20 protein-coding genes are annotated in these 24,501 nt (G+C 69.3%); 7 read left to right on the plus strand and 13 right to left on the minus strand.

Features of this window, described 5'->3' with window-relative positions:
• Positions 1–2: 2 nt before the first annotated feature.
• Positions 3–1,157, plus strand: a complete 1,155-nt coding sequence (locus tag M4D77_RS11495) for a homoserine O-acetyltransferase (protein WP_058250670.1) — start codon at positions 3–5, stop codon at positions 1,155–1,157.
• 32 nt (positions 1,158–1,189) lie between these two features.
• On the opposite strand, the gene M4D77_RS11500 is transcribed toward M4D77_RS11495, so the two are convergent.
• From M4D77_RS11500 to M4D77_RS11510, 3 genes are all read right to left on the minus strand, one after another.
• A complete protein-coding gene (locus M4D77_RS11500) occupies positions 1,190–2,755 on the minus strand; it encodes an Hsp70 family protein (RefSeq protein WP_065630707.1) in 1,566 nt (521 codons plus the stop codon).
• Positions 2,756–2,923: 168 nt separating this feature from the next.
• Entirely contained in the window at positions 2,924–3,196 is a 273-nt protein-coding gene (locus M4D77_RS11505) for a DUF3017 domain-containing protein (RefSeq protein ID WP_068971771.1), read from the minus strand.
• A gap of 101 nt (positions 3,197–3,297) precedes the next feature.
• Positions 3,298–4,173, minus strand: coding sequence for a bifunctional methylenetetrahydrofolate dehydrogenase/methenyltetrahydrofolate cyclohydrolase (locus tag M4D77_RS11510; protein WP_175401122.1), 876 nt, complete (start codon positions 4,171–4,173; stop codon positions 3,298–3,300).
• A 40-nt stretch (positions 4,174–4,213) separates the two neighbouring features.
• On the opposite strand from M4D77_RS11510, the gene M4D77_RS11515 reads away from it, so the two are divergent.
• Both M4D77_RS11515 and M4D77_RS11520 read left to right on the plus strand, forming a co-directional pair.
• Positions 4,214–5,146, plus strand: a complete 933-nt coding sequence (locus M4D77_RS11515) for a serine/threonine dehydratase (RefSeq protein WP_065630706.1) — start codon at positions 4,214–4,216, stop codon at positions 5,144–5,146.
• A 54-nt stretch (positions 5,147–5,200) separates the two neighbouring features.
• Positions 5,201–5,665: a tRNA (cytidine(34)-2'-O)-methyltransferase gene (locus M4D77_RS11520; RefSeq protein ID WP_058250672.1), complete on the plus strand. Its 465-nt coding sequence runs from the start codon at positions 5,201–5,203 to the stop codon at positions 5,663–5,665.
• Here the strand turns inward: M4D77_RS11520 and M4D77_RS11525 are convergent, their stop codons facing one another.
• The 4 genes from M4D77_RS11525 to M4D77_RS11540 form a co-directional block, all read right to left on the minus strand.
• Positions 5,666–5,893 carry a DUF167 domain-containing protein gene (locus M4D77_RS11525; protein WP_065630705.1) on the minus strand — a complete coding sequence of 76 codons (228 nt, stop codon included), beginning with the start codon at positions 5,891–5,893 and terminating at the stop codon, positions 5,666–5,668.
• Positions 5,894–5,956: 63 nt separating this feature from the next.
• Positions 5,957–9,244, minus strand: coding sequence for an error-prone DNA polymerase (locus M4D77_RS11530; protein WP_065630704.1), 3,288 nt, complete (start codon positions 9,242–9,244; stop codon positions 5,957–5,959).
• Positions 9,245–9,291: 47 nt separating this feature from the next.
• Positions 9,292–10,056: an enoyl-CoA hydratase gene (locus M4D77_RS11535; protein ID WP_396266577.1), complete on the minus strand. Its 765-nt coding sequence runs from the start codon at positions 10,054–10,056 to the stop codon at positions 9,292–9,294.
• 110 nt (positions 10,057–10,166) lie between these two features.
• Positions 10,167–10,529: a metalloregulator ArsR/SmtB family transcription factor gene (locus M4D77_RS11540; RefSeq protein ID WP_259936243.1), complete on the minus strand. Its 363-nt coding sequence runs from the start codon at positions 10,527–10,529 to the stop codon at positions 10,167–10,169.
• Positions 10,530–10,807: 278 nt separating this feature from the next.
• Between M4D77_RS11540 and M4D77_RS11545 the strand changes: the two genes are divergently transcribed.
• From M4D77_RS11545 to M4D77_RS11555, 3 genes are all read left to right on the plus strand, one after another.
• On the plus strand, positions 10,808–12,760 hold the full coding sequence (locus M4D77_RS11545; protein WP_259936244.1) for a heavy metal translocating P-type ATPase: 1,953 nt from the start codon (positions 10,808–10,810) through the stop codon (positions 12,758–12,760).
• Between the two features lie 156 nt (positions 12,761–12,916).
• Positions 12,917–14,860, plus strand: coding sequence for an SDR family oxidoreductase (locus tag M4D77_RS11550; RefSeq protein WP_259936245.1), 1,944 nt, complete (start codon positions 12,917–12,919; stop codon positions 14,858–14,860).
• Entirely contained in the window at positions 14,857–15,939 is a 1,083-nt protein-coding gene (locus tag M4D77_RS11555) for an alanine racemase (RefSeq protein WP_259936246.1), read from the plus strand. Before M4D77_RS11550 ends, M4D77_RS11555 begins: the two co-directional genes overlap by 4 nt.
• A gap of 1 nt (position 15,940) precedes the next feature.
• On the opposite strand, the gene M4D77_RS11560 is transcribed toward M4D77_RS11555, so the two are convergent.
• The 4 genes from M4D77_RS11560 to M4D77_RS11575 form a co-directional block, all read right to left on the minus strand.
• Entirely contained in the window at positions 15,941–17,170 is a 1,230-nt protein-coding gene (locus M4D77_RS11560) for a UPF0158 family protein (RefSeq protein ID WP_259936247.1), read from the minus strand.
• An 83-nt stretch (positions 17,171–17,253) separates the two neighbouring features.
• Positions 17,254–18,927 carry a DNA polymerase Y family protein gene (locus M4D77_RS11565; protein ID WP_259936248.1) on the minus strand — a complete coding sequence of 558 codons (1,674 nt, stop codon included), beginning with the start codon at positions 18,925–18,927 and terminating at the stop codon, positions 17,254–17,256.
• Positions 18,927–19,775, minus strand: coding sequence for a hypothetical protein (locus M4D77_RS11570; RefSeq protein WP_259936249.1), 849 nt, complete (start codon positions 19,773–19,775; stop codon positions 18,927–18,929). Before M4D77_RS11570 ends, M4D77_RS11565 begins: the two co-directional genes overlap by 1 nt.
• 258 nt (positions 19,776–20,033) lie before the next feature.
• Positions 20,034–21,059: an Rv2578c family radical SAM protein gene (locus M4D77_RS11575; RefSeq protein ID WP_058250682.1), complete on the minus strand. Its 1,026-nt coding sequence runs from the start codon at positions 21,057–21,059 to the stop codon at positions 20,034–20,036.
• 78 nt (positions 21,060–21,137) lie between these two features.
• Here M4D77_RS11575 and M4D77_RS11580 point away from each other — a divergent pair, with 78 nt between their 5' ends.
• Complete coding sequence (locus M4D77_RS11580) at positions 21,138–22,397, plus strand: serine/threonine-protein kinase (RefSeq protein ID WP_259936250.1); 1,260 nt, start codon at positions 21,138–21,140, stop codon at positions 22,395–22,397.
• A 16-nt stretch (positions 22,398–22,413) separates the two neighbouring features.
• On the opposite strand, the gene M4D77_RS11585 is transcribed toward M4D77_RS11580, so the two are convergent.
• On the minus strand, positions 22,414–23,139 hold the full coding sequence (locus tag M4D77_RS11585) for a response regulator transcription factor (RefSeq protein ID WP_226512910.1): 726 nt from the start codon (positions 23,137–23,139) through the stop codon (positions 22,414–22,416).
• A complete protein-coding gene (locus M4D77_RS11590; protein WP_259936254.1) occupies positions 23,136–24,404 on the minus strand; it encodes an ATP-binding protein in 1,269 nt (422 codons plus the stop codon). The genes M4D77_RS11585 and M4D77_RS11590 overlap by 4 nt, the downstream gene beginning before the upstream one ends.
• Between the last annotated feature and the right edge of the window lie 97 nt (positions 24,405–24,501).

Here is a 24,501-nt window from a genome sequence, read left to right on the forward strand (position 1 = left end):
CTTTGTCGGTGAGTATCGACCTGAATGCGACAGCATCTGATCAGCCCGACTGGGAGACCCTCCCGGACGGGGAACTCGTCGGCATTCCCATCGGCTCGTTGCCTCTCGACAGCGGAGCACGGATCGACGACGTCACCCTGGCGTTCCAGCGCTGGGGGACGTTGTCGCCGTCCCGCGACAACGTCATCCTCACGCTCCACGCATTGACCGGCGACTCGCACGTCACCGGACCCGCCGACGCCGACCACGACTCGGCCGGATGGTGGGACGGGCTGATCGGCCCGGGACAGGCCATCGACACCGACGAATGGTGCGTCATCTCCGCCAACGTCCTGGGCGGATGCAAGGGCTCTACGGGTCCGGGCTCCATCGCCCCCGACGGTAGGCCCTGGGGCTCACGCTTCCCACAGATCACCGTGCTCGACCAGGTCCGCGCCGAGGTGGCACTGCTGGACCGCCTCGGAATCCGCAGCGTTGGTGCGGTTCTCGGCGGTTCGATGGGCGGCGCCCGCGCGCTCGAGTGGGCCATCGAGTACCCCGACCGCGTCCGCAGCGCCCTCGTGCTCGCCGTCGGCGCCCGCGCGACCGCGGATCAGATCGGTATCCAGTCCGCACAGATCGCCGCGATCAAGGCCGACCCGGACTGGTGCGGCGGCGACTACCACGGCACCGGCCGCATTCCGTTGCAGGGCATGGGGATCGCGCGTCGGATCGCCCATCTCATGTACCGCAGCGAGCCGGAGCTCGACTCCCGCTTCGGCAACGACGCCCAGGGCGACGAGAATCCCCTGACCGGCGGGCGCTACGCGGTGCAGAGCTATCTCGACCACCAGGCGTCGAAGCTGATGTCCCGCTTCGACCCGGCCAGCTACGTCGTCCTCACCGAGGTCCTCAACCACCACGACGTCGGCCGTGGTCGCGGCGGAGTCGCCAAGGCGCTCAACAATTGCCGCGTTCCGGTGATCGTCGGGGGGATCGACTCCGATCGTCTCTACCCGATCCGGCTACAGGTCGAACTCGCCGACGAACTGGGCAACTGCGTCGGCGGGCTCCAGGTCGTCAACTCCGAGACCGGCCACGACGGATTCCTGACCGAATTCGATGCCATCAGCGATCTACTCAAGCGCACGGTCGAACTCGCGCGTCGCGACGCCTGACGGACCGTAGCCCAGCTGTCGGCGGCGTCTCGTCAGCGCGGCGCCGGCACCGACGGAACCGGGCTGCCGGACCGAGGTACCGGGGTCACCGGTGAGCCCGACTCCCCGTCAACGGACTTCCCCGGTTCGGCTACACCCGGAATCTCAGTCGACCCGGTGGCGCGAGTACTGCTCGGGCGCGGCGGGCCGCTGGGCGCGGAGCGCAACGTCGACGTCGAGTACGTGGGCGGCGGCGGAGTGGGCGCCACGCTCGGCGGACGCATACCCGGGGGCAGCAGGTCCGGCGGGATCGTCGGTGTCGAACCGGGCGGGAAGGTCAGGTCCGGCCACGGGAACGGCGAGAGGGTGCGGGTGCTGGTACTCGTGGACGGCCGCGTCGGCGGCAACTCCGTCGTCGCCCATGCCGGCGGGTCGTTCCAGCCGGTCTCAGGCGCGGGCCGTTGCGTCGGAACGGGAGTGACGACGGTGGGCTCGACGGGTTCGGCCGGGATTCGGGTGATCGGCTGGGAGGTGGGCCGCGGGGTGGACGGCGGCTCCTCCTCGCTGGTCGCCGCCGCGGGGGGCACACTGCTGACCGACGGCTGCGGCTCGACGGCCGGACGGTCGGCGAACGACGAGCTCACCGCGTAGATGGTCATCAGCGCGGCCGCGATGACCGCCCCGGCAACCGCAATCGGGGTCGCGGAAAGCCACTCGCGCTGCGGCTTGCCACCGATGAACGCCAGACGCGCTGCGCCCGAATAACTCTGGAGGGCCAGCAAGGCTGCGCCGGTGGCCACGACCAGCTCCGGCGCCGTCGGGTTCACGACCTCGAGCTCATGCTCTGCCGCGATCGCGCGCACCGCGGGGAGGTTGGCGAGTCCGCCGATGAACACCACCGCGTCCGGTCGTACGCCGCGTGACCTGACGGCCGCTACATAGCGGGCGAACACTTCTTTCGCATCACCGATCATCGGCGCGATCGCCTGCTCGACCTGGGTCGCGGACAGCGCCACACGACCGGTGTTCGCCGAGACCGCGACGACCGACTCGGCGGCCGCGACGCCGCCGTAGGCGATCTCTTCTTTCGCGGTCCGGCACGCGCTGCGCAACTCGCTGCGCTCCGCCCGCGTCCGAGTGGCGTCGCCCAGGACGGGATTGTCGGCGGTCAGCTGGTCGACGATGGACCGGTCGAGACGGCGACCGCTCAGCACGGTCGAGTGCTCGGCGTCGCCGATGCGACCCTCGCGGGGATCGACGGTGTACAGCGACATGCCGGTGTCGCCGCAGTCGACGATTACGGCCGACGAGAAACGGTCGATCTCTCCGGTGTCGGTCAGGTAGGCCAGCACGGCCTCGTCTTCGCCGGCGAGACGGACCTGACGCCGGGGTCCGCTGCCCCGTGAACGCAACTGCCGACGCTGGCTCCCCGTGCGTGCGGCGACCCCGATCGGGCCCACTCGCGTCCCGGTCTCGCGGGCGGCGCCGAGCATCACGTCGATCCCGGCGTTGACCCGGCCGGCGGAGTCGAGGCCGTCGGTGGGATCCACGTCGATCACGCGGGAATCGACCACACTGCGACCGAGATCGTCACGCGTCAAGAGGACGTAGTGGATCATGCCAGCCCCTGCTGACACGCCCATGGACGTCACTTCATTCACGGTGCCGTCGGTTGGTGATGCGGTGATACAAACTCCAGCGGTCGGTGTGTCTGCGCAGAGCAGCGGAAAATTGCCTGGTTGAGCGCATGACTGGCCCGCCAGGTCACGCTCAGGTCTCTATTGTAATCAATCCGTGCCCAAAGAGTCGATCGACGCCGCCAGCCACAGCATCACACCGCCGACCGTGGCCATCGCCGTCACGTCAAACGATTTGCCCCTGACCTGCAACAGACCTGCCTGCGACGACGGGATGAAGGCGCGGAGTACGGCTCCGACGAGCAGAGCCGCCCCGAAGACGAAGGACCCACGCCGCCAGCGATCGAACATCACGAGCAGCGCAGCGGCCAGCACACCCAGCATCACCAGCAGGTACGGGAGCTGGACAAGCACCGCCCGCAACCGGGAGGAGTCGGCGGCCCGACGCCCCCGGTGTCCGGGACGGGCGTCCGCGGCGCCGGGCGACTCGGAGTGAGCGGACTCACTCTGGTGCTCCTCTCGGGTCACGCGTCGCTGCCACTCCCCGAGGCGAGCATCTGCTCAGCGCGTTCGACCACATTGACCAGCAGGAACGCCCGCGTCAGCGGACCCACACCTCCGGGGTTCGGCGAGACGTGGCCCGCGACCTCCCAGACATCGGGATGAACGTCGCCGGCGAGACGACCCTCGTCAGTACGGCTGACGCCCACGTCGACCACCGCGGCGCCGGGTTTCACCATGTCCGCGGTGATGAGGTGCGGTACGCCCGCAGCGGCGATCACGATGTCGGCGCGCTCGATCTCCGACGCCAGGTCGGTGGTACCGGTATGGCACAGGGTGACCGTCGCGTTCTCGCTCCGGCGGGTCAGGAGCAGCCCGATGGGCCGGCCGATGGTGACCCCGCGCCCGACCACCGTGACCCGGGCGCCGGCCAGCGGGACGTCGTAGCGTCGCAGGAGGTGGATGACCCCGCGCGGGGTGCAGGGCAGCGTCGACTCCTTGCCCAGCACCAACCGCCCGAGGTTGATCGGGTGGAGTCCGTCGGCGTCTTTCAGCGGGTCGATCCGCTCGAGGGCGGCATTCTCGTCGAGATGCCTGGGCAGCGGCAACTGCACGATGTAGCCCGTGCAGGCCGGATCGGCGTTGAGCTCGTCGATCGCCGCGTTGAGCTGCTCGGTGGTGGCATCGGCCGGCAGGTCCTTGCGGATGGAGGCAACGCCGATCCGGGCGCAATCGGCGTGCTTTCCCTTGACATAGGAGTGCGAACCCGGATCGTCGCCGACCAGAACGGTACCCAGACCAGGCGTGATACCCGCCAGCCTGAGCTTCTCCACCCGCTCGGCCAGATCAGCGAAGATCTCGTCGCGCGTGGTCTTGCCATCGAGTCGTATCGCCGTCACGCCGACATTCTTCCACGGCGCTACTGTCGGAACGGTGACCGTGGTGCGCAGCGACGTCGACCTCGCCCGCGCGGCGATCGCACCCCACCTCCGACGCACCCCGGCGCTGCGCACGACCATCGACACCGTCGACGGGCCGGTCGAGGTGGTTCTCAAACTCGAGTACGCCCAAGTCGGCGGGTGTTTCAAACCGCGCGGCAGCCTCTGGGCAACGCTGCACGCCCAAGACCAGGGATTGCTGACCGACGCCGGTGTGCTCGTCGCCTCCGGCGGCAACGCCGCGATCGGCGCGACAATCGCGGCGCGGATCGTCGGCGTGCCGGTCACCGTGGTGATCCCCGAGACCGCGCCGCCGGTCAAGATCGACGCGCTGCGCGCCGCGGGAGCGCGCGTCCACCTCATCGGACGGCGCTATTCCGAGGCCGCCGACGCCGCCGTCGCGCTGGCGGAGCAGACCGGCGCGCTCGCGCTGCACGCCTACGATCTGCCCGATGTCGTCGCGGGCGCCGGCACCATCGGCCTCGAGATCATCGACGACGTGCCCGGACCGCTCACCACGGTTGTCTGTGTGGGCGGGGGCGGGCTACTGGCGGGCCTCACCGCCACACTGCGCCCGGGCGACCGCATCGTCGGCGTCGAACCACTCGGTGCGTCGTGTCTGCATCAAGCCCTCGCCGCGAGAGCTCCCGTACCCGTCGAACTCGAGAGCATCGCCGCGGACTCGCTCGGCGCCACCAGCGTCGGCGAGCTCTGTTGGAAGGCCGTCGCCGGGAACCCGGCGGTCGGCAGCGTCCTGGTGACCGACGAGCAGATCATCGCGGCGCGACGGATGCTCTGGGACACCCACCGCATCCTCGTCGAACACGGCACCGCCACCGCGGTCGCCGGTGTGGTCTCGGGAGCTGTTCGGCCGCAACCCGATTCGACGCTGTGCATCGTGCTCTGCGGGGCCAACACCGCGCTCGCCGTGTGACCGGCGCGATCGCGCGCATCTGCGACGGTCGTCACCGACTACGCTGGCACCATCATGTTCCGAATCATGTTCTACCAGCCGTGCATCCCGCCGAACACCGGCAACGCGATCCGGCTGGCCGCCAACACAGGGTGCGAACTGCACCTCATCGAACCGCTGGGGTTCTCGATGTCCGACGCACAGGTGAAGCGCGCGGGACTCGACTACCACGAGATGGCCAATGTCACCGTGCATCCGAACCTGGTGACCGCCTGGACGACGCTGAAGCCGGAACGGGTCTTCGCGTTCACCGCCCATGCCGAGCGCTACCACACCGACGTCGACTACCAGCCGGGCGACGTGTTGCTGTTCGGCCCCGAGCCGACCGGGCTACCGGCGGAGGTCCTCGACGAACCCGAGGTGACCGACCGCGTCCGCATCCCGATGCTCGCCGGACGTCGTTCCCACAACCTCGCCAACGCCGCGAGCATCGTCGTCTACGAGGCGTGGCGGCAGCACGGTTTCGCCGGCGCGGTCTGATCAGCCGACGCGGTAGCGCTTGGTGCGTGCCGTGGCACCGCCGATGAGCGCGATCTTGCTCTTCGGGACCCCGAGGTGGGCGGCGAGCAGTTCGGAGACGGCCTTGTTCGCCCGGCCATCGGTGGCCGGCTCGCGGACGTAGACGGTGATCGCGCCGCCGGGACCCGTCTCGACCAACGGGCCCTTGCTGCTCTTCGGTTTGACGGTCACCACGACCTGTTGCGGCATGACTCTTCCTGTTCTTCGTGAACACCGATCCGGCTCGGACATCCCGGCGCGTCCGCCGGAGGACTACTGCCAGTCCCGGGATCTGCTCCCCACCCGAAGATCCATGCGCTGCAGTCGATCTGCGACGACGGTCACAGCGCCTTCGGCGTTCTGCACCCGGCCGCGGATCAGCAGAGCGGGTGCCGTCTGAGCGAGTACACGGTACCGCGCCCACAAACCGACCGAACACACCACGTTGACCATCCCGGTCTCGTCCTCGAGGTTGATGAAGGTCACCCCGGACGCGGTGGCGGGACGCTGCCGATGGGTCACCGCGCCACCGACCAACACGCGCGAACCGTCGGGCACCGACAGCAGGCGATCAGCGGCCAGCACACCCATCGCGTCGAGCCGGGGACGCAGGAACTGCGTCGGATACGACGTGGGGGTGATCCCGGTGGCCCAGGCGTCGGTGGCCGCCAGCTCGACGTCGGAGAGACCCGGAAGCGTGGGGGTCGCCTGCGCCGATTCCAGGGCCAGCTGATCGTCGCGCACCGTCGCGGCGGCCCCGGCCTCCCACAGGGCCTGACGCCGGCTGAGGCCGAACCCGTCGAAGGCGCCGGCGCCGGCGAGCCCCTCGAGTTCCTTGGTCGTCAACCGGGCGCGCCGGGAGAGATCGGTGATGTCGAGGTAGGGACCGTCGGACCGACGGTCGACGATGCGCTGCGCCGCCTCCTCCCCGACGCCGCGCACCCCGTCGAGACCCAACCGGACATCGAGACCCTCGTTCTCCAGGGTGGCGTGCGCGAGTGAGGCATTGATGTCGGGGCGATGGACCGCGACACCGTGCCGTCGGGCGTCGGCCACCAGGGTCTGCGGTGAGTAGAAACCCATCGGTTGCGCCCGTAGCAGCGCGGCGCAGAACGCCGCCGGGTGATGCAGCTTGAACCACGACGAATAGAACACCAGCGACGCGAAGCTCTGCGAATGACTCTCCGGGAAGCCGAAATTGGCGAACGCGGCCATCTTCTCGAAGATGCGGTCGGCGGTGTCCCCGGTGATGCCGTGCAGGTTCTCCATGCCCTCGTAGAAACGTTGCCGCAGGCGTTCCATCTTCTCCGGCGACCGTTTGGAACCCATCGCCCGGCGCAACTGGTCGGCCTCGGAGGCGTCGAATCCGGCCACGTCGACGGCCAACTGCATCAGCTGCTCCTGGAACAGCGGCACCCCCAGGGTGCGTTCGAGCGCCCTGCTCATCGACGGATGCTCGACCGTCACCGGCTCTTCCCCGTTGCGCCGTTTGATGAACGGATGCACCGAGCCGCCCTGGATGGGGCCGGGCCGGATCAGGGCCACCTCGACGACGAGATCGTAGAAGCAGCGCGGTTTCAGCCGCGGGAGGGTGGCCATCTGCGCACGGGACTCCACCTGGAACACGCCGACCGAGTCGGCGCGACAGAGCATCTCGTACACAGCGGGTTCAGCGAGGTCGAGGGTGGCGAGGTCGACGTCTATCCCCTTGTGTTCGGCGACCAGGTCGATCGCATAGTGCAGCGCGGAGAGCATGCCGAGACCCAGCATGTCGAATTTGACCAGCCCGATGGCGGCGCAGTCGTCCTTGTCCCACTGCAGCACGCTGCGGTTCTCCATCCGCGCCCACTCCGTGGGGCAGACATCGGCGATCGGCCGGTCGCAGATCACCATGCCGCCGGAGTGGATACCCAGATGCCTTGGCATTCCGAGGATCTCACCGGCGAGTTCGGCGACGTCGGCGGGAGCGGTGTCGGGCATCTTGGCCCAGGCGTCCTGCTGGCCGGGCGCGTACCCGAGCGCCCGGGCCATGTCCCGGATCGCCGACTTCCCCCGGTAGGTGATGACGTTGGCGACCTGCGCGCTGCGCTCCCGGGTGTAGCGGCGGTAGACGTACTGGATGGCCTCCTCGCGTCGGTCGGACTCGATGTCGATGTCGATGTCGGGCGGGCCGTCGCGCTCGGGGGCCAGGAACCGTTCGAAGAGCAGCGTGTTGGCGACCGGGTCGACGTTGGTGATCCCGAGGGCGTAACAGACGGCCGAGTTGGCCGCACTCCCCCGGCCCTGGCACAGGATGTCGTTGGCCTTGCAGTAGTCGACGATGTCGGCGACCACCAGGAAGTAGCCGGGGAACGTGAGCGTCTCGATGATGGCGAGCTCGTGCTCGATCTGCCGGTAGGCCTGCGGATGTTCGGCGGGGGTGCCGTACCGGCGGCGTGCCCGGGTCATGGTGAGTTCGCGCAACCAACTCGCCTCGGTGTACCCGTCGGGGACGTCGAAGGGTGGCAACTGCGGTGCGATGAGGCCCAGGTGGAATGCGCAGTCCGCGGCGATGCCCACCGCGTTGTCGATGGCATCGGGATGTGCGGGCAGCAGCCGCGCCATCTCGTCGCCGCTGCGCAGATGTGATCCGGCGACGCCGGGCATCCACCCGGAGATGGTGTCGATGTCGGTGCGGGCCCGGACGGCGGCCATCGCCATCGCCAGCCGTCGGCGCCGGGGCGCGGCGAAGTGGGCGCCGGTGGTGGCCACGGTCGGCACGCCCGCCCCGGCGGCGAGGCCGGCGAGCACCGCGTTGCGTTCGTCGTCGTCGGCCATGCCCTGCGCGGTCAGCTCGACGACGATGTTGTCGTGGCCGTAGGTCTCGATCAGTTCTCGCAGCGCCTGCTCGGCGGCCGGGACGCCGCCGCGGTCGAGGGCGCGTCGGAGGGCACCCTTCCGGCATCCGGTGAGGATGAGCCAGTGCCCGCCGCCGGCCGCGGCGAGCGCTTCGCGGTCGTAGCGGAGCAGACCCTTCTCCCCTGCGACCATGTGCGCCTCGGCGATGGTCCGTGACAGACGGCGGTAGCCCTCACCGTCCCGGGCGAGGACCAGCAGATGCTCGCCCGGTGGATCGTTCTGACCCGTCCGCGCGATGTCGGGTTCCAGTGACAGCTCAGCACCGAAGACGGTCGGCATGCCGAACTCACGGGCCGCCTCGGCGAAGCGCACGATGCCGTAGAACCCGTCGTGATCGGTGACGGCCAGTGCGCGGAGTCCGAGCCGTTGCGCCTCCTCCACCAGCTCCTCCGGCATCGACGCACCATCGAGGAAGCTGTACGAACTGTGGGCGTGCAGTTCGGCGTAGGGCACCGCCGACGAGCCGCGCGCGATGTCCTCGGCCTGATAGGCGCCGCGTTTGCGCGACCAGGCCGGACTGTCGCCGCCATCCCCGGGGAACGGCGCCCATTCGCTGAGGTCGGGACCGAACTCGGTGCCGGGCCGGTCGGCACTGCCGGGCGCTCGGCCGGCGAGCACCCGTTCCATCTCCGACCACGTCGGTGGTCCTTGATCCCAGCCCACCCGCCAAGCTTATCGAACACAAGTTCGATGCAACAGCCGGGGAGGACTCAGCTGTTGGCCCGGCCCCGCTCGACAATGCCGGACCGACGATCGGCCACCCGAGCGGGGTCGAAACCTGCCATCCACTCGACCGACATGTCGTTCTCCACGTCGAGCGCTGGGCCGACGAGATGCTGCTCGGCACGTCGATACGAGTCGAGCATGGTCCGCACCGCGAGCTGGTCACTCCCGGCCATGGACACCGCGAGTTCCATCGCCGCGGCCATCAGCTGATCGTGGGCCACCACCTCGGTCACCAAACCGACCCGCAGCGCCGTCTGAGCATCGACGAACTCCCCGGACAAACTCATGCGGCGCGCGAAACCCCGGCCGACCGCTTCCGGCAATCGGGACGTCAGACCCCAGCCCGGCAACACCCCGACCCGCGAGTGGGTGTCGACGAAGCGGGCCCGTTCGGACGCGATCAGGACATCGCACGCGAGGGCGAACTCCAGACCACCGGTGGCGGCGACACCGTTGACGGCGCCGATGATCGGCTTCGAGATGGGGCGCCACGGATGCCCGACAGGTACGTCCGCATGATCGAGCAGTCGAGCGCTCTCGGTCGACGAGCCCAACTCGGCCAGGTCCAGGCCGGCGCAGAATGCCGAGCCCGCGCCGGTGAGGATGACGACGTCGACGTCATCGGCCCGGTCCGCGTTCTCCAATTCGGTACGGAGAGCCTCGATCAGGCCGGAGCTGAGCGCATTCCGGACCTCCGGACGGTTGAGGACCAACGTCCGCACCCGTCCGGATTGCCCGATCAACACCAACGGTTCTCCGGGGGCGGATGCTCGATCACTGTCATGCGATGCCTTTCGGTGCCGTGGAGTCCGCGCCTGGCGCTGATGAGCATTGTGGCACCGGAACCGTGCGCCCCGGCTCAACCCGCGGACTGTGGACGTTCGGAGAGCCCGAGACGCAGGTGTTCGCTGTGATAGACCGCCTCATCGAGCAGCTGGGCGACATGGCTGTCGTAGAGGCTGTAACTGATCGACCGACCCGACCGGGTGCCGGTGACCAGCCCGAGGTTGCGGAGCAACCGGAGCTGATGGGAGACCGCGGACTGCTCCATGCCGACGGCGTCGGCGAGATCGGTCACCGAGCGCGGTCCGGACCGCAACTCGGTGAGGATGAGCAGCCGGCTCGGGGTCGCCAGCGCCTGCAGGGTGGTGGCGACGTGCACGGCCGATTCCGGATCGAGCCGCGCAGCCGGCCGCATCCCTTCATCGATGCCGTGTCCCATGCAGCGGATGCTACCGGCTGGACATCATATGAAAATATCTTCATATGAACTGTTACTGTCTGAGAGGTGGTTGTCGGCAAGTGGCTTCGACTCGGCGCCTCGCTCGCGCTCGGTGCCGGCTCAACCAGCAGGAGGGCGGCTGTCGACGAGTGGCTTCGACTCGGCGCCTCGCTCGCGCTCGGTGCCGGCTCAACCAGCAGGAGGACGGCTGTCGGCGAGTGGCGTCGGCTCGGTGCCGGCTCAACCAGCAGAAGGGCCGACAACAGATGGGAGACACGATGGGTACGGCGGAGACGACGGAACGAACGGCCCGCGACTCGACGCTTACGGGAGCAGACCGCGGGACCACCCCGCCGTCGATCTTCCGGACGGGACTTCGGCTACCCGAGGTGCGCTGGGCGGGCCTCGCGCTGGCGCTTTTTCTCGCGGGTTGGCTGCTCCAGATCAGCCAGGCGCCCGAATGGTCCTGGTGGACCGCATATCTCGCGTGTTATCTGGCCGGCGGATGGGAACCGACCCGATCGGGCCTGCAGGAACTGCGGGAACGACGACTCGACGTCGATCTGCTGATGATCGTCGCCGCCGTCGCCGCCGCGTCGATCGGGCAGGTCTTCGACGGCGCGCTGCTGATCGTGATCTTCGCGACCTCGGGAGCTCTGGAGGTCGTCGTCACCCAGCGCACCGCCGATTCGGTGACCGCCCTGCTCGGACTGGCCCCCGAACGGGCCACCCTGTATGCGCCCGACGGCATGACACGCGAGATCGACTGCCGCGAACTCGAAGTCGGCCAGCGCATCCTCGTCCGCCCGGGTGAACGGGTGGGCGCGGACGGCGTCGTCGTCGACGGCCGCAGCGAGGTCGACCAGCAGGCCGTGACCGGCGAGTCGGTTCCGATCGTGCGGGCGGCGGGCGACGACGTGCTGTCCGGGACCGTCAACGGCACCGGCGCGCTGATCGTCGAGGTCGCCCGTCCGGCGTCGGAGTCGGTGATCGCCCGCATCGCGACGCTCGTCGCCGAGGCATCCGAGACGAAGGCACCGACCCAACTCTTCATCGAGAAGGTCGAGCAGACGTACTCCGTCATCGTCGTCGCCGCCACCCTGCTGGTGCTGAGCATCCCGATGATGTTGTTCGGCAACACTTTCGACGAGGCGCTGCTTCGTGCCATCGTGTTCATGATCGTCGCCTCGCCTTGCGCCGTCGTCCTGTCGACGATGCCGCCGCTGCTCGCGTCGATCGCCAATGCCGGTCGGCACGGCGTCCTGGTCAAGTCCGCCGCGGTGATGGAGTCGGTGGGACGGACCTCGGTCGTCGCGTTCGACAAGACCGGCACCCTCACCGAGGGACGCCCGCAGGTCGTCGACGTGACGGCGTTCGACGGTCACGACCCGCCACAGGTGTTGGCGCTGGCCGCCGCGGTCGAGTACCCCAGCGAGCATCCCCTCGGTCGCGCGATCGTGACCGCCGCCGCCGACCGCGGACTGGGCGTCGAATCGGTGGAGGATTTCCGCGCACTTCCCGGACGCGGGGTGACGGGGGCGGTCGGCGGGCGCCGCGTCACCGTGGAGCGCGCCGTCGCCGGCTCGACCGGGACGGTGGTCGGCGTACTCGTCGACGGGCGGGAGATCGGCCGGATCGAACTCGTCGATCGCCTGCGGGACGACGCCGCCGAGGCGGTGCGGCTGATCGGCGACGTCACGTCGGGTTCGGTCCTGCTGCTGACCGGCGACCGGCCATCGGTCGCCGCGGACGTCGCCGACCGGACCGCAATCCGCGAGGTACACGCCGACCTGCTGCCGGAGGACAAGGTCCGGATCGTCGGCGAGATCGAGGGACACGTGCTCGTGGTCGGCGACGGCATCAACGACGCACCGGCACTCATGGCGGCCGGGACCGGCATCGCGATGGGTCGTCGCGGTGCGGACCTCGCGGTCCAGACCGCCGACGCGATCATCGTGCGTGACGACCTCACCGCGGTCCCCGCGCTGATACGGCTGTCCCGCCTCGCCCGCCGTTACGTCATCGCCAATCTGTGCATCGCCGCCACCGTGATCCTCACCCTCGTGACCTGGGATCTCATCGGCACCCTGCCGCTCCCCCTGGCCGTGGCCGGGCACGAGGGTTCGACCGTGCTCGTCGCGCTCAACGGCGCGCGCCTGCTCCGGAGGTCGGCCTGGTCGGGCGATCGCCGTGCACAATCGACGGGATCGAACGCACAGTCGACGGAATGAGACGCACGATCGACGCATTCGGGCGCGCGACGCCGCGCGCGTAGTCGTTGCCATCGCCGCAAGTTAGTGTCACCCTGAGTACCAGACAGATCCGCGGCCCGCGGGCCGTGGACAGCCAGCGGGCCGTCGGCCCGCCCATCTGATGGGATCTCTTCCATGACGAGCTACTTCATCACCGGGGGCAGCGGGTTCATCGGGCGACGCGTACTCGAACGCCTCCTGACCGTCGCTCCCGACGCCACCATCCACGCACTGGTACGTGAGACCTCGCGCGCGGCGTTCCTCACCATGCTCGACGACCTCGACGCGGGCGACCGCGTCACCCCCGTGGTCGGCGACCTGACCGCACCCGGACTCGGTATCGCACCGGACACCGTCCCCGCGATCGATCACGTCATCCACCTCGCGGCGGTCTACGACATGGCCGCCGATGCGGAGTCACAGCGCGCCGCCAACGTCGTCGGGACCTCGCGCGCCGCCGACTTCGCGATCGCGCACGATGCGCTGTTCCACCACGTCTCCTCGATCGCCGTGGCCGGTGACCACCGCGGGCGGTTCACCGAGATGGACTTCGAAGTCGGACAGGGCTTTCCGACTGCCTACCATCGCACCAAGTTCGAGGCCGAACGTGTCGTGCGCGAACGCGAGGGACTCCGCTGGCGCGTCTACCGGCCGTCGATCGTGGTCGGCGACTCGCGCACCGGCGAGATGGACAAGATCGACGGTCCCTACTACTTCTTCGGCCACCTCGCGACGCTCGGCCGACTGCCCTCGATGCTGCGACTGCCGATGCCCGATCTCGGGACGCTCAACATCGTGCCGGTCGATTACGTCGCCGCCGCGATGGTCGCCCTCCTCGGCGTGAACCCCACGCGCAGCGGTTTGGTGTTCCATCTCAGCGACCCGAAGTCGCTCACCACCACCGAGATGTACAACGCGCTGGCACCGGCGTTCAAGGCGCCGAAGGGGTTCGACGCCATCCCACGGGCTGCGGTGGAACCCGTGATGACGTTGTCCGGCATGGGGATCGCGCGCGTCGGACGCAACCTCGTAGCCGCCCAGCAGGGGATCCCCGGGGCAGTACTCGACGCGGTGACGCTGCCGGTCGACTTCCGCGCCGACACCACCGTGGCGGTCCTGGGTGACCTCGGCATCACCGTGCCCGACTTCGCCGACTACGCCCCGCGCCTGTGGACCTACTGGTCACGACACCTCGACCGGTCACGCAACCGGCGCACCGATCCGCGCGGGCCGCTCGTCGGCAAGAACGTTCTCATCACCGGCGGGTCGAGCGGGATCGGCAAGGCCACCGCACGGATGTGCGTCGCACGCGGGGCCAACGTCCTCATCGTCGCCCGCAACGCCGACGAACTGGAATCGGCGACCGAGGAATTGAACTCGACGACGAGCAAGAAAGGCATCCCGCCCGGTCAGGTGACCGCATACCAGTGCGACATCACCGACGAGGAATCGGTCAATGCGCTCGTCAAGACCGTGCTCGCCGCGCACGGTCATGTGGACGTCCTGGTCAACAATGCCGGCCGGTCGATCCGTCGTGCCACGATCAACTCGGTGGATCGGTCTCACGACTACCACCGGGTGATGGCGGTCAACTACTTCGGCGCGGTGAACCTCGTCCTCGGACTGCTGCCGCACATGATCGCCCGGCAGGCGGGTCATGTGGTGAACGTGACCTCGATCGCGGTGCAGTCGCGTGGCCCGCGGTTCGGTGCCTACGCGGCGTCAAAAGCCGCTCTGGAGGCCTTCAGCGACGTCACCGGCACCGAAACGGTGTCCGACCACGTGACCTTCTCCAATGTCCGTCTCCCCCTCGTGAAGACGCGGATGATCGCGCCCACCGAGGCCTACGACAACCAGCCCGGGACCTGGAACGTCGACCGGGCCGCGGCGCGCGTGCTGCACGCGATCATCGATCGACCCAAGCGCGTCGACTCGCTGGTCGGGCTCGTCGCCGAGATCGGGCACCGCGTCACCCCCGGACTGACCACCCGCATCCTGCACCAGGAGTACCTGGTCTTCGGCGAATCGGCGGCGGCGCTGGGCCGTTCGGATCGTGACGCCGGCGGGCGGGACGCGTGATCGACACCCCGTATCTCGAGGTCGACGTCGACCGCATGACGCGCAACCTCGCGGTGCTCGCCGACCGCGCGCGATCGGCGGGCGTCGACTTCCGGCCGCATGCGAAGACCCACAAATGCGCCGAGATCGCGCGGATGCAGATCGATTCCGGTGCCACGGGGCTCGCGGTGGCCACCATCGGCGAGGCCGAGGCCTTCGCCGACGCCACCGACATCACCTCGTGCACCGACATCTTCATCGCCTATCCCATCTGGCCGACCCCGGCGAAAGCCGCCCGGTTACGCGCCCTCGCAGACCGGGTGTCGCTACGGGTGGGTGTCGACTCGGCGGAGGGCGCACGGCATCTCGGGGCGCTGCTCGGCGGGCAGCGGGTCGAGGCACTCGTCGAGGTCGACTCCGGGCAACACCGCACCGGGACCGCACCCGGGGACGCCGGAGGCGTCGCGGTGGCGGGCGTGTCAGCGGGGCTCGACGTCGTCGGCGTCTTCACCTTCCCCGGCCACGGCTACGGCGTCGGCGACACCCGCCGGCGGGCCGCGGAACAGGAGGTGGCGGCACTGCGTACGGCGGCGGAGAGTCTCCGAGCGCAGGGCATCGATCCGCGGGTGCGCAGCGGCGGATCCACACCCACCGTCGAATTCGTCGGCGACCCCACGTATGCGGGCGTGCTCACCGAGATCCGTCCGGGCGTGTATCCCCTCAACGACGCCCAGCAGGTCGAGATCGGCACCTGCGGATTCGACGACGTCGCTCTGACCGCGGTGGCAACCGTGGTGCGGAGCGAACCCGGACGGATCGTCCTCGACGCCGGCAGCAAGATCCTCGGCGCCGACCGAGCCGCCTGGGCGACCGGCCACGGACGCCTCCTCGATCACCCCGACGCCCGCGTCGTGCAGTTGTCCGAACATCACGCGGTGGTGGAGTTCCCGGCGGAATCGACGTCAGCCCCCCGGTTGGGCGACGTGATCCGGGTGGTGCCGAACCACGTCTGCACCGCAGTCAATCTCGTCGACGAACTGGTGGCGATCGATGGCTCGGACAGCCGGTGGCCGGTCATCGCGCGGGGGCGCAACAGTTGAGTCAGATCGGTCGGATGCCTTCACGGACCAGGAATTTGCGTGCCCGTCCGAACTTGCGGTCGGTGGAGAACGCATACCACTGCTGACTCACACCCGCTTCGTGGACGACGTCCCGGAACCTGCGGAACGCACCTCGTCCCTCGATCGCGCGCTCCAGACGGTTTCGCAGGTCGGGATCGGTGGTGCGCGTGGCGAAATCGGCCATGTCCCGCCAGCTGTCGCGCGAACCGATGCAGTCGAAGCGCAGCCAGCGGTCCGGGTCCTCCTCGACGTCGATCTCCTCATCGAGCACGCCCGGGTCGAGCATCTCGTCGTTGTACACGAAGCCGGTGCTCAGGTCGATGAGTCCGCCGGTTGACCGGTTCGGATCACCCTCCATCTCGTCGCTGAGCATCTCGAGATCCACCGCGATCGGCCGTCCCGGCGCGGGTTCCCCGCGCAGGCTCGCGAGTAGTTCCTCGGCGAGTTCGGCGTCGCCGGCCTCTCCCCGTCGGTTGAGTTGTTCGACGATCGACACGGCCACCGGTTCGGCTCGCTCGCGGCGCTTCTGCAGTGCCATCGGTACCCCGGGGCCGACCTGCTGGAGTGCGTCGTGCAGATCGCATCCGATGACGGCATCCAGGAAACGATCGGCATCCGACGACGCGATCGACCCGCGTACCTCGCCCAGATCGAGTGCGCGTATCTCCTTCTGCGCGGGCCACTGGCCGACGAGCATCGGATGAGGAACAGTGGGGCGTGGTGGCGTCTCGTCGTCCCCATCGGCCGTCCGTCGACCGTACTGATCCGGGATGTCGCCCCAGCCGAAGTACGCCAGCGGCGCCTTCGGCTTGATGCCCAACACGTCCACCGGGTCGACCTTCAGATCTCCCACGACGCACCGATGGGTCCACTCGTCGCCGAGATCGAAGGTGTACTGGAACTCAGAGCCGGTCGCTGCGAACGCGGCGACCTTGGCCGTGGCGATGTCCACGGGCTCGGAGATCGGGCCGCCGATACCACCGGCCAGGTCGGAACCGAGCGCGGCGTCGGCGACCACCCTGCCGTCGTCCAGGGTGAACAGTGACAGATGGGAACGATCCCATCGAGCGAACGCGTCATCGATGGCGGTCGCCAGATCCTTGAACGTGTGCGCCGGTCCGACCGCGAAAACCCTTCCGGGCCAGGGCCACAACTCAACGCCGCGACCACCGAGCAGTTCCACTGTCACCGACAACCAGGTACGTGCCATGCGTCGAGAGTGGCATCTCAGAGGCGAACGCGCACGCTTTCGGTCGCGGCGTTTCTTCTCGAAGGCCACTCCGCGGGACGCAGTCACTCGTAGACACCTTCGACGATCCACTCCCCGGCGCGGTAACACAGCAGCAGGGCGCGCGAATCGTCGAGCAGCACCTGCGCCCGCGCGGTCAGTCCGGTCTCGGCGGCTCCGATCGGCACCGAGGCCCCAGCTGGCCGGTCGGCGCCTCCGACCGGCCAGGGCCCGGCCCACCAGCACAGGCCCCAACTCGACCGGCGCGCCCGGGACGAGGCCAGCGCGACGGTCACCGGTTCGGCGGTGAAGGCCCCGCGATCGGTCACCTTCACCGGTTGCCCCACGGCGTCGAGCACGTGGATCGCGGTCTCCACCAGCACCGTCGGGCTGGGTTGTGGCAGGCGTCCGGGCCATGGCGCCGACGGATCCCGGCGCGGCACCGGCTCGTCGCCCAGTGAGACCATGGTGATCCGTTCGGCGGGTCCACGACCACCGCTCAGCACGGGAATACGGACCGCATCCCCGCCCAGCAGCCCCTGTATCCGCACCAGCGAACGCCGGGCGCGCTCCTCCACATCCGGTTCACCGGCCAGCCCGCCACGGGAGAGATCGTCGGTGAGCTGATAGTGCAAGGCCCCGGCCTCGACGACCTCGACCGGTTCGAGCCGCAGCCGGACGATCGGCGAGTCGGGTCGGGCACTGCTCCTCGCTGCGCGCGGCTCGACCCGCGGGGAGGTGGGCCGCGCCGCGCCGGTCAGCCACCCCTCGAGTTGCCATCGGACACGATCCGCGGTCGTCTCCGGCGTCAGCGGTTGGGCACATCGCCAGGTTCGCGAATGCTGTTGTCCGCGTTCGGTGGTCGCGATGATGGTGAGTCGCGTGCAGGCCACCGCGGCATCACGCAGGCGTCGGTGCAGCACGTCGGCGAGGGTGCGACCGATGAACGCCGCGACGTCGATGCGGTCGACCGGCGGGTCGCAGGTGTGGTCGACGTCGAGTTCGGCCGGCACACCACGTGACGACGGGACACGCCCCGGCAGCGCATTGGCCAGCCGGTGCGCGACGACCGCATCCCGGGCGAACCGGGTGGCGACGTCGGTGACGGACATGTCGGCGAAGGCGCCGATCGTGCCGATCCCCAGCCGGCGCAGCAACTCCACGAGATCGGCACGGGACGGATCGCTCATGCTGGGTTCGACGGCGAGGTCGGCGACGGGGCGGCCGGCGAGGTACTCCCGGTCACCCCCGGGCTCCACCTGATGTCCGTGCCGGGCGGCGAGGACGGCGGTGAAGATCTCGTCGGCGATGCCGACCTGCGACTCGATGCCGCACGCCGACACCACGTCGACGAGCTCCTCCGCGAGGGCCTCCATCCCGCCGAAGTAGCGGGCGGCACGGTCGCCGGCGATCACCAGGAGACCCGGCCGGAGCACTTCGAGGGCGGGGATCACCTCGGCGACCGCGGCGACCACCGGTTCGAACAGCCGGCCGTCCCGGTTCTCGTCGGCGGCGACCACGGTCATCTCCGTGCACGCCGCCTGCGCCTGTCGCTTCCGCATTCCCCGCCGCACACCGGCGGCCCGTGCCGAGGCCGAACAGGCCACCACCCGATTCGCCGACAGCACCGCGACCGGATGCAGCGGGGGCAGATCCGCCTCGGCCGCCGCGGCCATCGCCGGCCAGTCCGGGCACCAGAGCGCGAGGATACGCCGGGACCCCGGCTCTCCGGAGGGCATCAGTTCGCCACCGCGAGCACCGGGGAGACGGTCGTCGCCGCGACCATCTCGACCGTGCGATCGGCACCGTGGCCCGTCGCCCGGAGCTCGACCTCGGTGCTCTCGGATTGCCGGCCGCGACCCGACACCGTGACCTGCAGCCGCATCCCGCCGATGCGGCCGTAGCCGCTGCGTGCGGAGTCGAGACCGGCCGCGCTGGAGGCGGGAGCAGACCGGCCGGGCAGGACCGGACTGTGCCGGTAGGTGAGGACACGGGCCTCGAGGGCCAGTTGCGCACCCGGCCATGCACCACCGGTCACCAGCAGCACCGACGACTGCTTGCGCACGCGGCCCATGACCACCCGGGCACGCGAGGGGGCCACCATCTCGTTCCGCGGGCGAGCACCCTCGCCACCGCTCCCCAGGTCCAGGATCACCAGGTCCATACCGTCGAGCAGCACCGCTGCCACCTCGACGGGGTCGGGACCGGGATCGGGGATGGTGGCGATGCGGGACAGGTCGGCGCCCATCTCCGCCGCGGGCAGCAGACTCAACCGGGGCAACCCGACGATCCCCACCTGTCCACCCGCACGGGTCACCGAAGCGATCATCGCGATCAGCACCGAACGGGCGCCGTCGAGCCGGGCCACCGACCCTCGCGGAATACCGTTGTGCGGCAAGATGTCCGACAACGATTCCGGCACGGGAAGGACACCCACCGACCGGTCTCGGACCTCGACCACCCGCTGGTCGGGCCGACCGGACATGGCCGCCATCCGCCGGCGCAGACCCGCCAGCTCGTCGGCCCGGCCACCGGCCGCCGTATCGGTCACGGCATCGGTCACGGCCACACCAGCAGAGACATCCATTCCGGCACCCTCCAGTCGACATGAGTAGTTCTCGAGCGAGCCGGGAAGGTGCGCGCCATCAGGGTTCTCGACACAGTTCCCGAACGATCCCGAGGAGGCCCCTCGTCCGCCGATCATTCGAACACTGTTTCGATTGTTCGAGAGTAGAACCAACCACCGACAAGCGTCAACCGAAGCCGAAAGCCGTTGCGCAGCACAGGATGTTTGCATCCACGCCGAAAACAGCCCAGCTCAGGGGCGCGGTCAGGACGGCACGGGTCAGAACAGGGTGAGGGCGTGCTGCAGCTCGGGCGCGGCCACCGTCGCCGGCGAGTCGGGGCCCGATTGCCGGAGACCGCCGGAACCGGCCAGGCCATGCCGGTGCACGAGCGGCTTCATCCGGTCACGCAGCCACGAGGAGTACTCCGGGGTGACATAGGCGCCACGCCCGTAGAGCCCCCGGTACCGGCGGATGAGCGCCGGATGCTCCTCCGCCAGCCACTCGAGGAACCACGGCTTGGTCGAGGATCGCAGATGCATCGGGAACGCGGTCACACCAGACGCGCCCGCCTCGGCGAGTGCCTCGAGCAACGAGTCGAGATGCGCGGTCGAATCCGTGAGGTACGGGATGACGGGGGCCACCATCACATGCGGCGCGATGCCGGCATCGGCGAGATCGCGGATCACCGACAGCCGCGCCTGGGGCGACGGCGTCCCCGGTTCGATCTTCTTCTGCAGGTCCTGATCGAGGATCGCCAGCGAGATCCCGACGCTGACCGAGACCTCCCCCGCAGCCTGACGCAACAGCGGAAGATCCCGACGGATCAAGGTGCCCTTGGTCAGGATGGAGAACGGCGTCCGGGACTCGGCGAGCGCGGAGATCACGCCCGGCATGAGTCGGTACCGCCCCTCGGCACGCTGATACGGGTCCGTGTTGGTGCCCAGCGCCACCGTCTCCCGGGTCCACGACCGGCGTTTGAGTTCCTTGCGCAACACCGCCGCGACGTTGAGCTTCACCACGACCTGGGTGTCGAAATCGGTGCCCGCGTCGAGGTCGAGGTACTCGTGCGTCGGACGGGCGAAACAGTAGCGGCAGGCATGCGTGCACCCGCGAAAGGTGTTGACCGTGAACTGGAACGGGAGCTGCGAGGCCTCCGGCACGCGGTTGAGCGCACTCTTGGCCAGCACCTCGTGGAATGTGACACCCTCGAAATCGGGCGTACGCACCGACCGCACCAGACCCGAGCGGCTCAGCCCCGGAAGCGACCCGTCGTCGACCTCGACCGCCTGATCCGACCATCGCATGATGGGAGTCGAACATACGTACGAGATGACTGTCAAGTGCGGTGCCCGCGGCGTCGACCTCGCCGCTATCATCTCCGTATGTCGACGACCGCCGGAACCCACCATGCGCCGGGTCCCCAGTACCTGGTGGCCGGCCGGTACCGTCTGAAGTCGCGCATCGGCGGCGGCGGCATGGGAACCGTGTGGCTCGCCCGCGACCAGCTCCTCGACCGTGACGTCGCCGTCAAGCAGGTCGTCTCCACCGAGGGCCTCACCGAGGACTCCGCCGACAACGTGCGCAAGCGGGCCATGCGGGAGGGGCGGATCGCCGCGAAGCTCTCCCACCGCAATGCGATCGCCATGCACGATGTCGCCCTCGACCGGGGTGAGCCCTGGCTGGTCATGGAATACCTACCCTCCCGCAGTGTGGCCCAGATCTTGCACGCCACAAAGACTCTCGCGCCCGCCGAGGCTGCCCAGATCGGCGCCCAGGTGGCCGATGCGATGGTCGAGGCCCACGCCGCGGGGATCGTGCACCGCGACATCAAGCCCGGCAACATCCTCATCGCCGAGGGCGGACAGCAGACCGGCCTGGTCAAGATCACCGACTTCGGGATCTCGCGGGCGAAGGACGATGTCACTCTCACCCAGACCGGCGTGATCACCGGAACGCCTGCGTATTTCGCTCCCGAGGTCGCGCGGGGCGCCGATCCGCAGGAGGCCTCGGACGTCTACTCGCTGGGCGCGACCGTCTACACGATGGTGGAGGGTCAGCCGCCCTTCGGTGTCGACGACAACTCGATCGCGCTGCTGCACAAGGTCGCACGCGCACGCATCAATCCCATGCAGAATGCCGCCGAGCTCGAGCCGATCCTGCTGCGCCTGTTGGAACCGAGCCCGACCAAACGCCCGACGATGAGTCAGGCACGAGACATGCTCACCTCGTTCGCGGCCGGTTCCCGAGGCACCCGCGACCAGGTCCTGACCGGCCTCATCACCCGGCCCGGAGCGGGCACGCCGGCCTGGTCACAGCGTTCCGCACGGTCGTCGACGACCGGTTCGCATCGTCCGGCCGGTGCCACCCTGCCCCCCTACGCCCCGACGATGTCCGCCGATCGCGGCTCCCGCGACCTGCCGGACACACGTCGCGGCATCTCCCCGACCCTGATGTCGACGCCGCAACCACTGTCGTCGACACCGAGACCGCCTGCCTCCCAGCAGTACTCATCCGGATCCCGGCAACCGAACCCCGGTCCGCCGGCGCCGGGCACGTCGAGCACGGCACTGGCGGTGTCGATCTTCGTGTTCTTCGCCGTGCTCGCGGTCGTCGTCGTACTCGCGATCGCGCTGTTGCGCTGAGCCGGCGCCACTGCGGTCAGCCGATGTGACGGGTGGCCGCCCATCGGGTGAGGGCATTGCGGTTGGACTGCTGGGTCTTCCGCAAAACGTTCGACGCATGTGTCTCGACCGTCTTGATCGAGATGAACAGCTCCTCGGCGATCTCCCGATAGGTGTACCCGCGCGCCAGCAGGCGCAACACCTCCAGTTCGCGCCTGGTCAGCGAGTCGAGTTCCGGGTCGAGCGGCGGTTCGGGTGCCGAGGATTTTCCGGTGAACGAGTCGAGGACGAAACCCGCGAGACGTGGGCTGAACACCGCGTCGCCGTCGGCGACCCGGCGGACCGCGTCGGCGAGTTCCGGGCCCGCGATCGTCTTGGTCACGTAACCGCGGGCACCGGCCCGGATGGTCGCGATGACATCCTCAGCCGCGTCCGACACACTCAGGGCCAGGAAGACCGGCGGTGTCGAACCCGTTGCATTCGAACCCGTTCCGTTCGATCCGAGTCGATCGAGCACCCCGCGCAGGACCGCCACCCCGCCGCCGGCCGGCATGTGCACGTCGAGCAGGACCACATCGGGAGCCGCCGCCACGATCCCGTCGATTGCCTCGGGTACGGTGCCCGCCTCGCCGACGACGCGCAGGCCCGGCTCGTCGGCCAGTTCGGCACGGACCCCGGAGCGGAAGACCGCATGGTCGTCGACGAGATAGACGGTCACCGGACCGGGGCCGGTCGGGTCGGAACTCGGGGAACTCGGCGTCATCGTGCCTTCCTGTTGTCGGTCGGGGCGACCGCGTCGACGGTCACCTCGGCAGAGCGTCGGGTGTCGTCCGCTCTCTCGTCGATCGATCCCGATCCCCCGTCACCACGCGGCATCATCAGACCCACGTTCGTCCCGCGCCCGGGGGTCGACGTGATCCGCACGCGGCCGCCCATCCTCTCCACACGTGCGCGGATCGACCGGGAGATGCCCTGGCGGTCAACGTCGACGGAGTCGGGGTCGAAACCGATTCCCCGGTCACGGACATACACCTCGACCTCGTCGTCGGTGATCTCGCCGTACACGTCCACGGTGCGTTCACCGGAGTGCTTGGCGGCGTTGACCAGCGCCTCGCGGGTGGCCCCCACGAGAGCCGACCAGCGTTTGGCGTCCCGGGTGTTGTCCGGACGCAGATCGCCGACGGTGATGATCTCCACCTCGATACCGTAGGCGTCCTCGACCTCGGCGCCGACACTCCGGAGTGCGGCCGCGAGCGAGCCGCGTTCGGTGGCCGGGTCGCCGAACAGCCAGGCCCGCAGCTCGCGTTCCTGACTCCGGGCCAGGCGTGCCACCTCCTCGGGGCGGCCCGCCTTCTTCTGGATCAGGGCCAGGGTCTGCAGGACCGAGTCGTGCAGATGCGAGGCGATCTCCTCGCGCTCGGCGTTGCGAATGCGGGCCGAGCGCTCCTCGTTGATGGTGCGCAGCATCCGCATCCACAGGGGCACGGTCAACAGGACGACGCCGATCAGGGTCGCCCCGACCGCGAGGATCGTGGAATTGAGACCGCCGAAGCTGCGATCCCCGGCCACCACCACGACCACGAGGCCGCCGACAACGAGCGCGACGCCGCCGATCAACCGCGTCCAAGTGCGCAGTGGGGTGCGGGGTGCGCGCGGGGATGTGTCGAATTCGCGCCACACGAGGGCGGCGCCCAACGCGATGAAGACGAACGGGATGAGGTACTCCGCCGGGGTCCCCGACGCCGCGAATCCGACCACGCCCATGGCCACCAGCCCGACCATCGCCAGACCGAGGGATTGACGACGCTCTCCCGGTGCCGGTGACGCGGTGTCGTCGCCCTGCGGGCAGAAGAACCACAGCAGCCCGTAGGCGGCGACCCCGGCGCCGGCCAGCGCGGCCAGGACCACGAAGACGATCCGCACGCGGAAGACCTCGACCCCGAGATGATCGGCCAATCCGCCGGCGACACCGGCGACGACGCGGCCGCCGTCGCGGCGCACCAGTTTCGGGACCGGCTCGACCTCCATTCGACTCACTCCTCGATCGTCCCATGCGATCGGCTTCGCGACATCGGGGTCAACCCCGGTTCATGCGCCGCGATCTCAGGGTGTGTCCGCTCCGCCG

Source organism: Gordonia sp. p3-SID1431, assembly GCF_025143765.1.
GTDB lineage: Bacteria > Actinomycetota > Actinomycetes > Mycobacteriales > Mycobacteriaceae > Gordonia > Gordonia hongkongensis.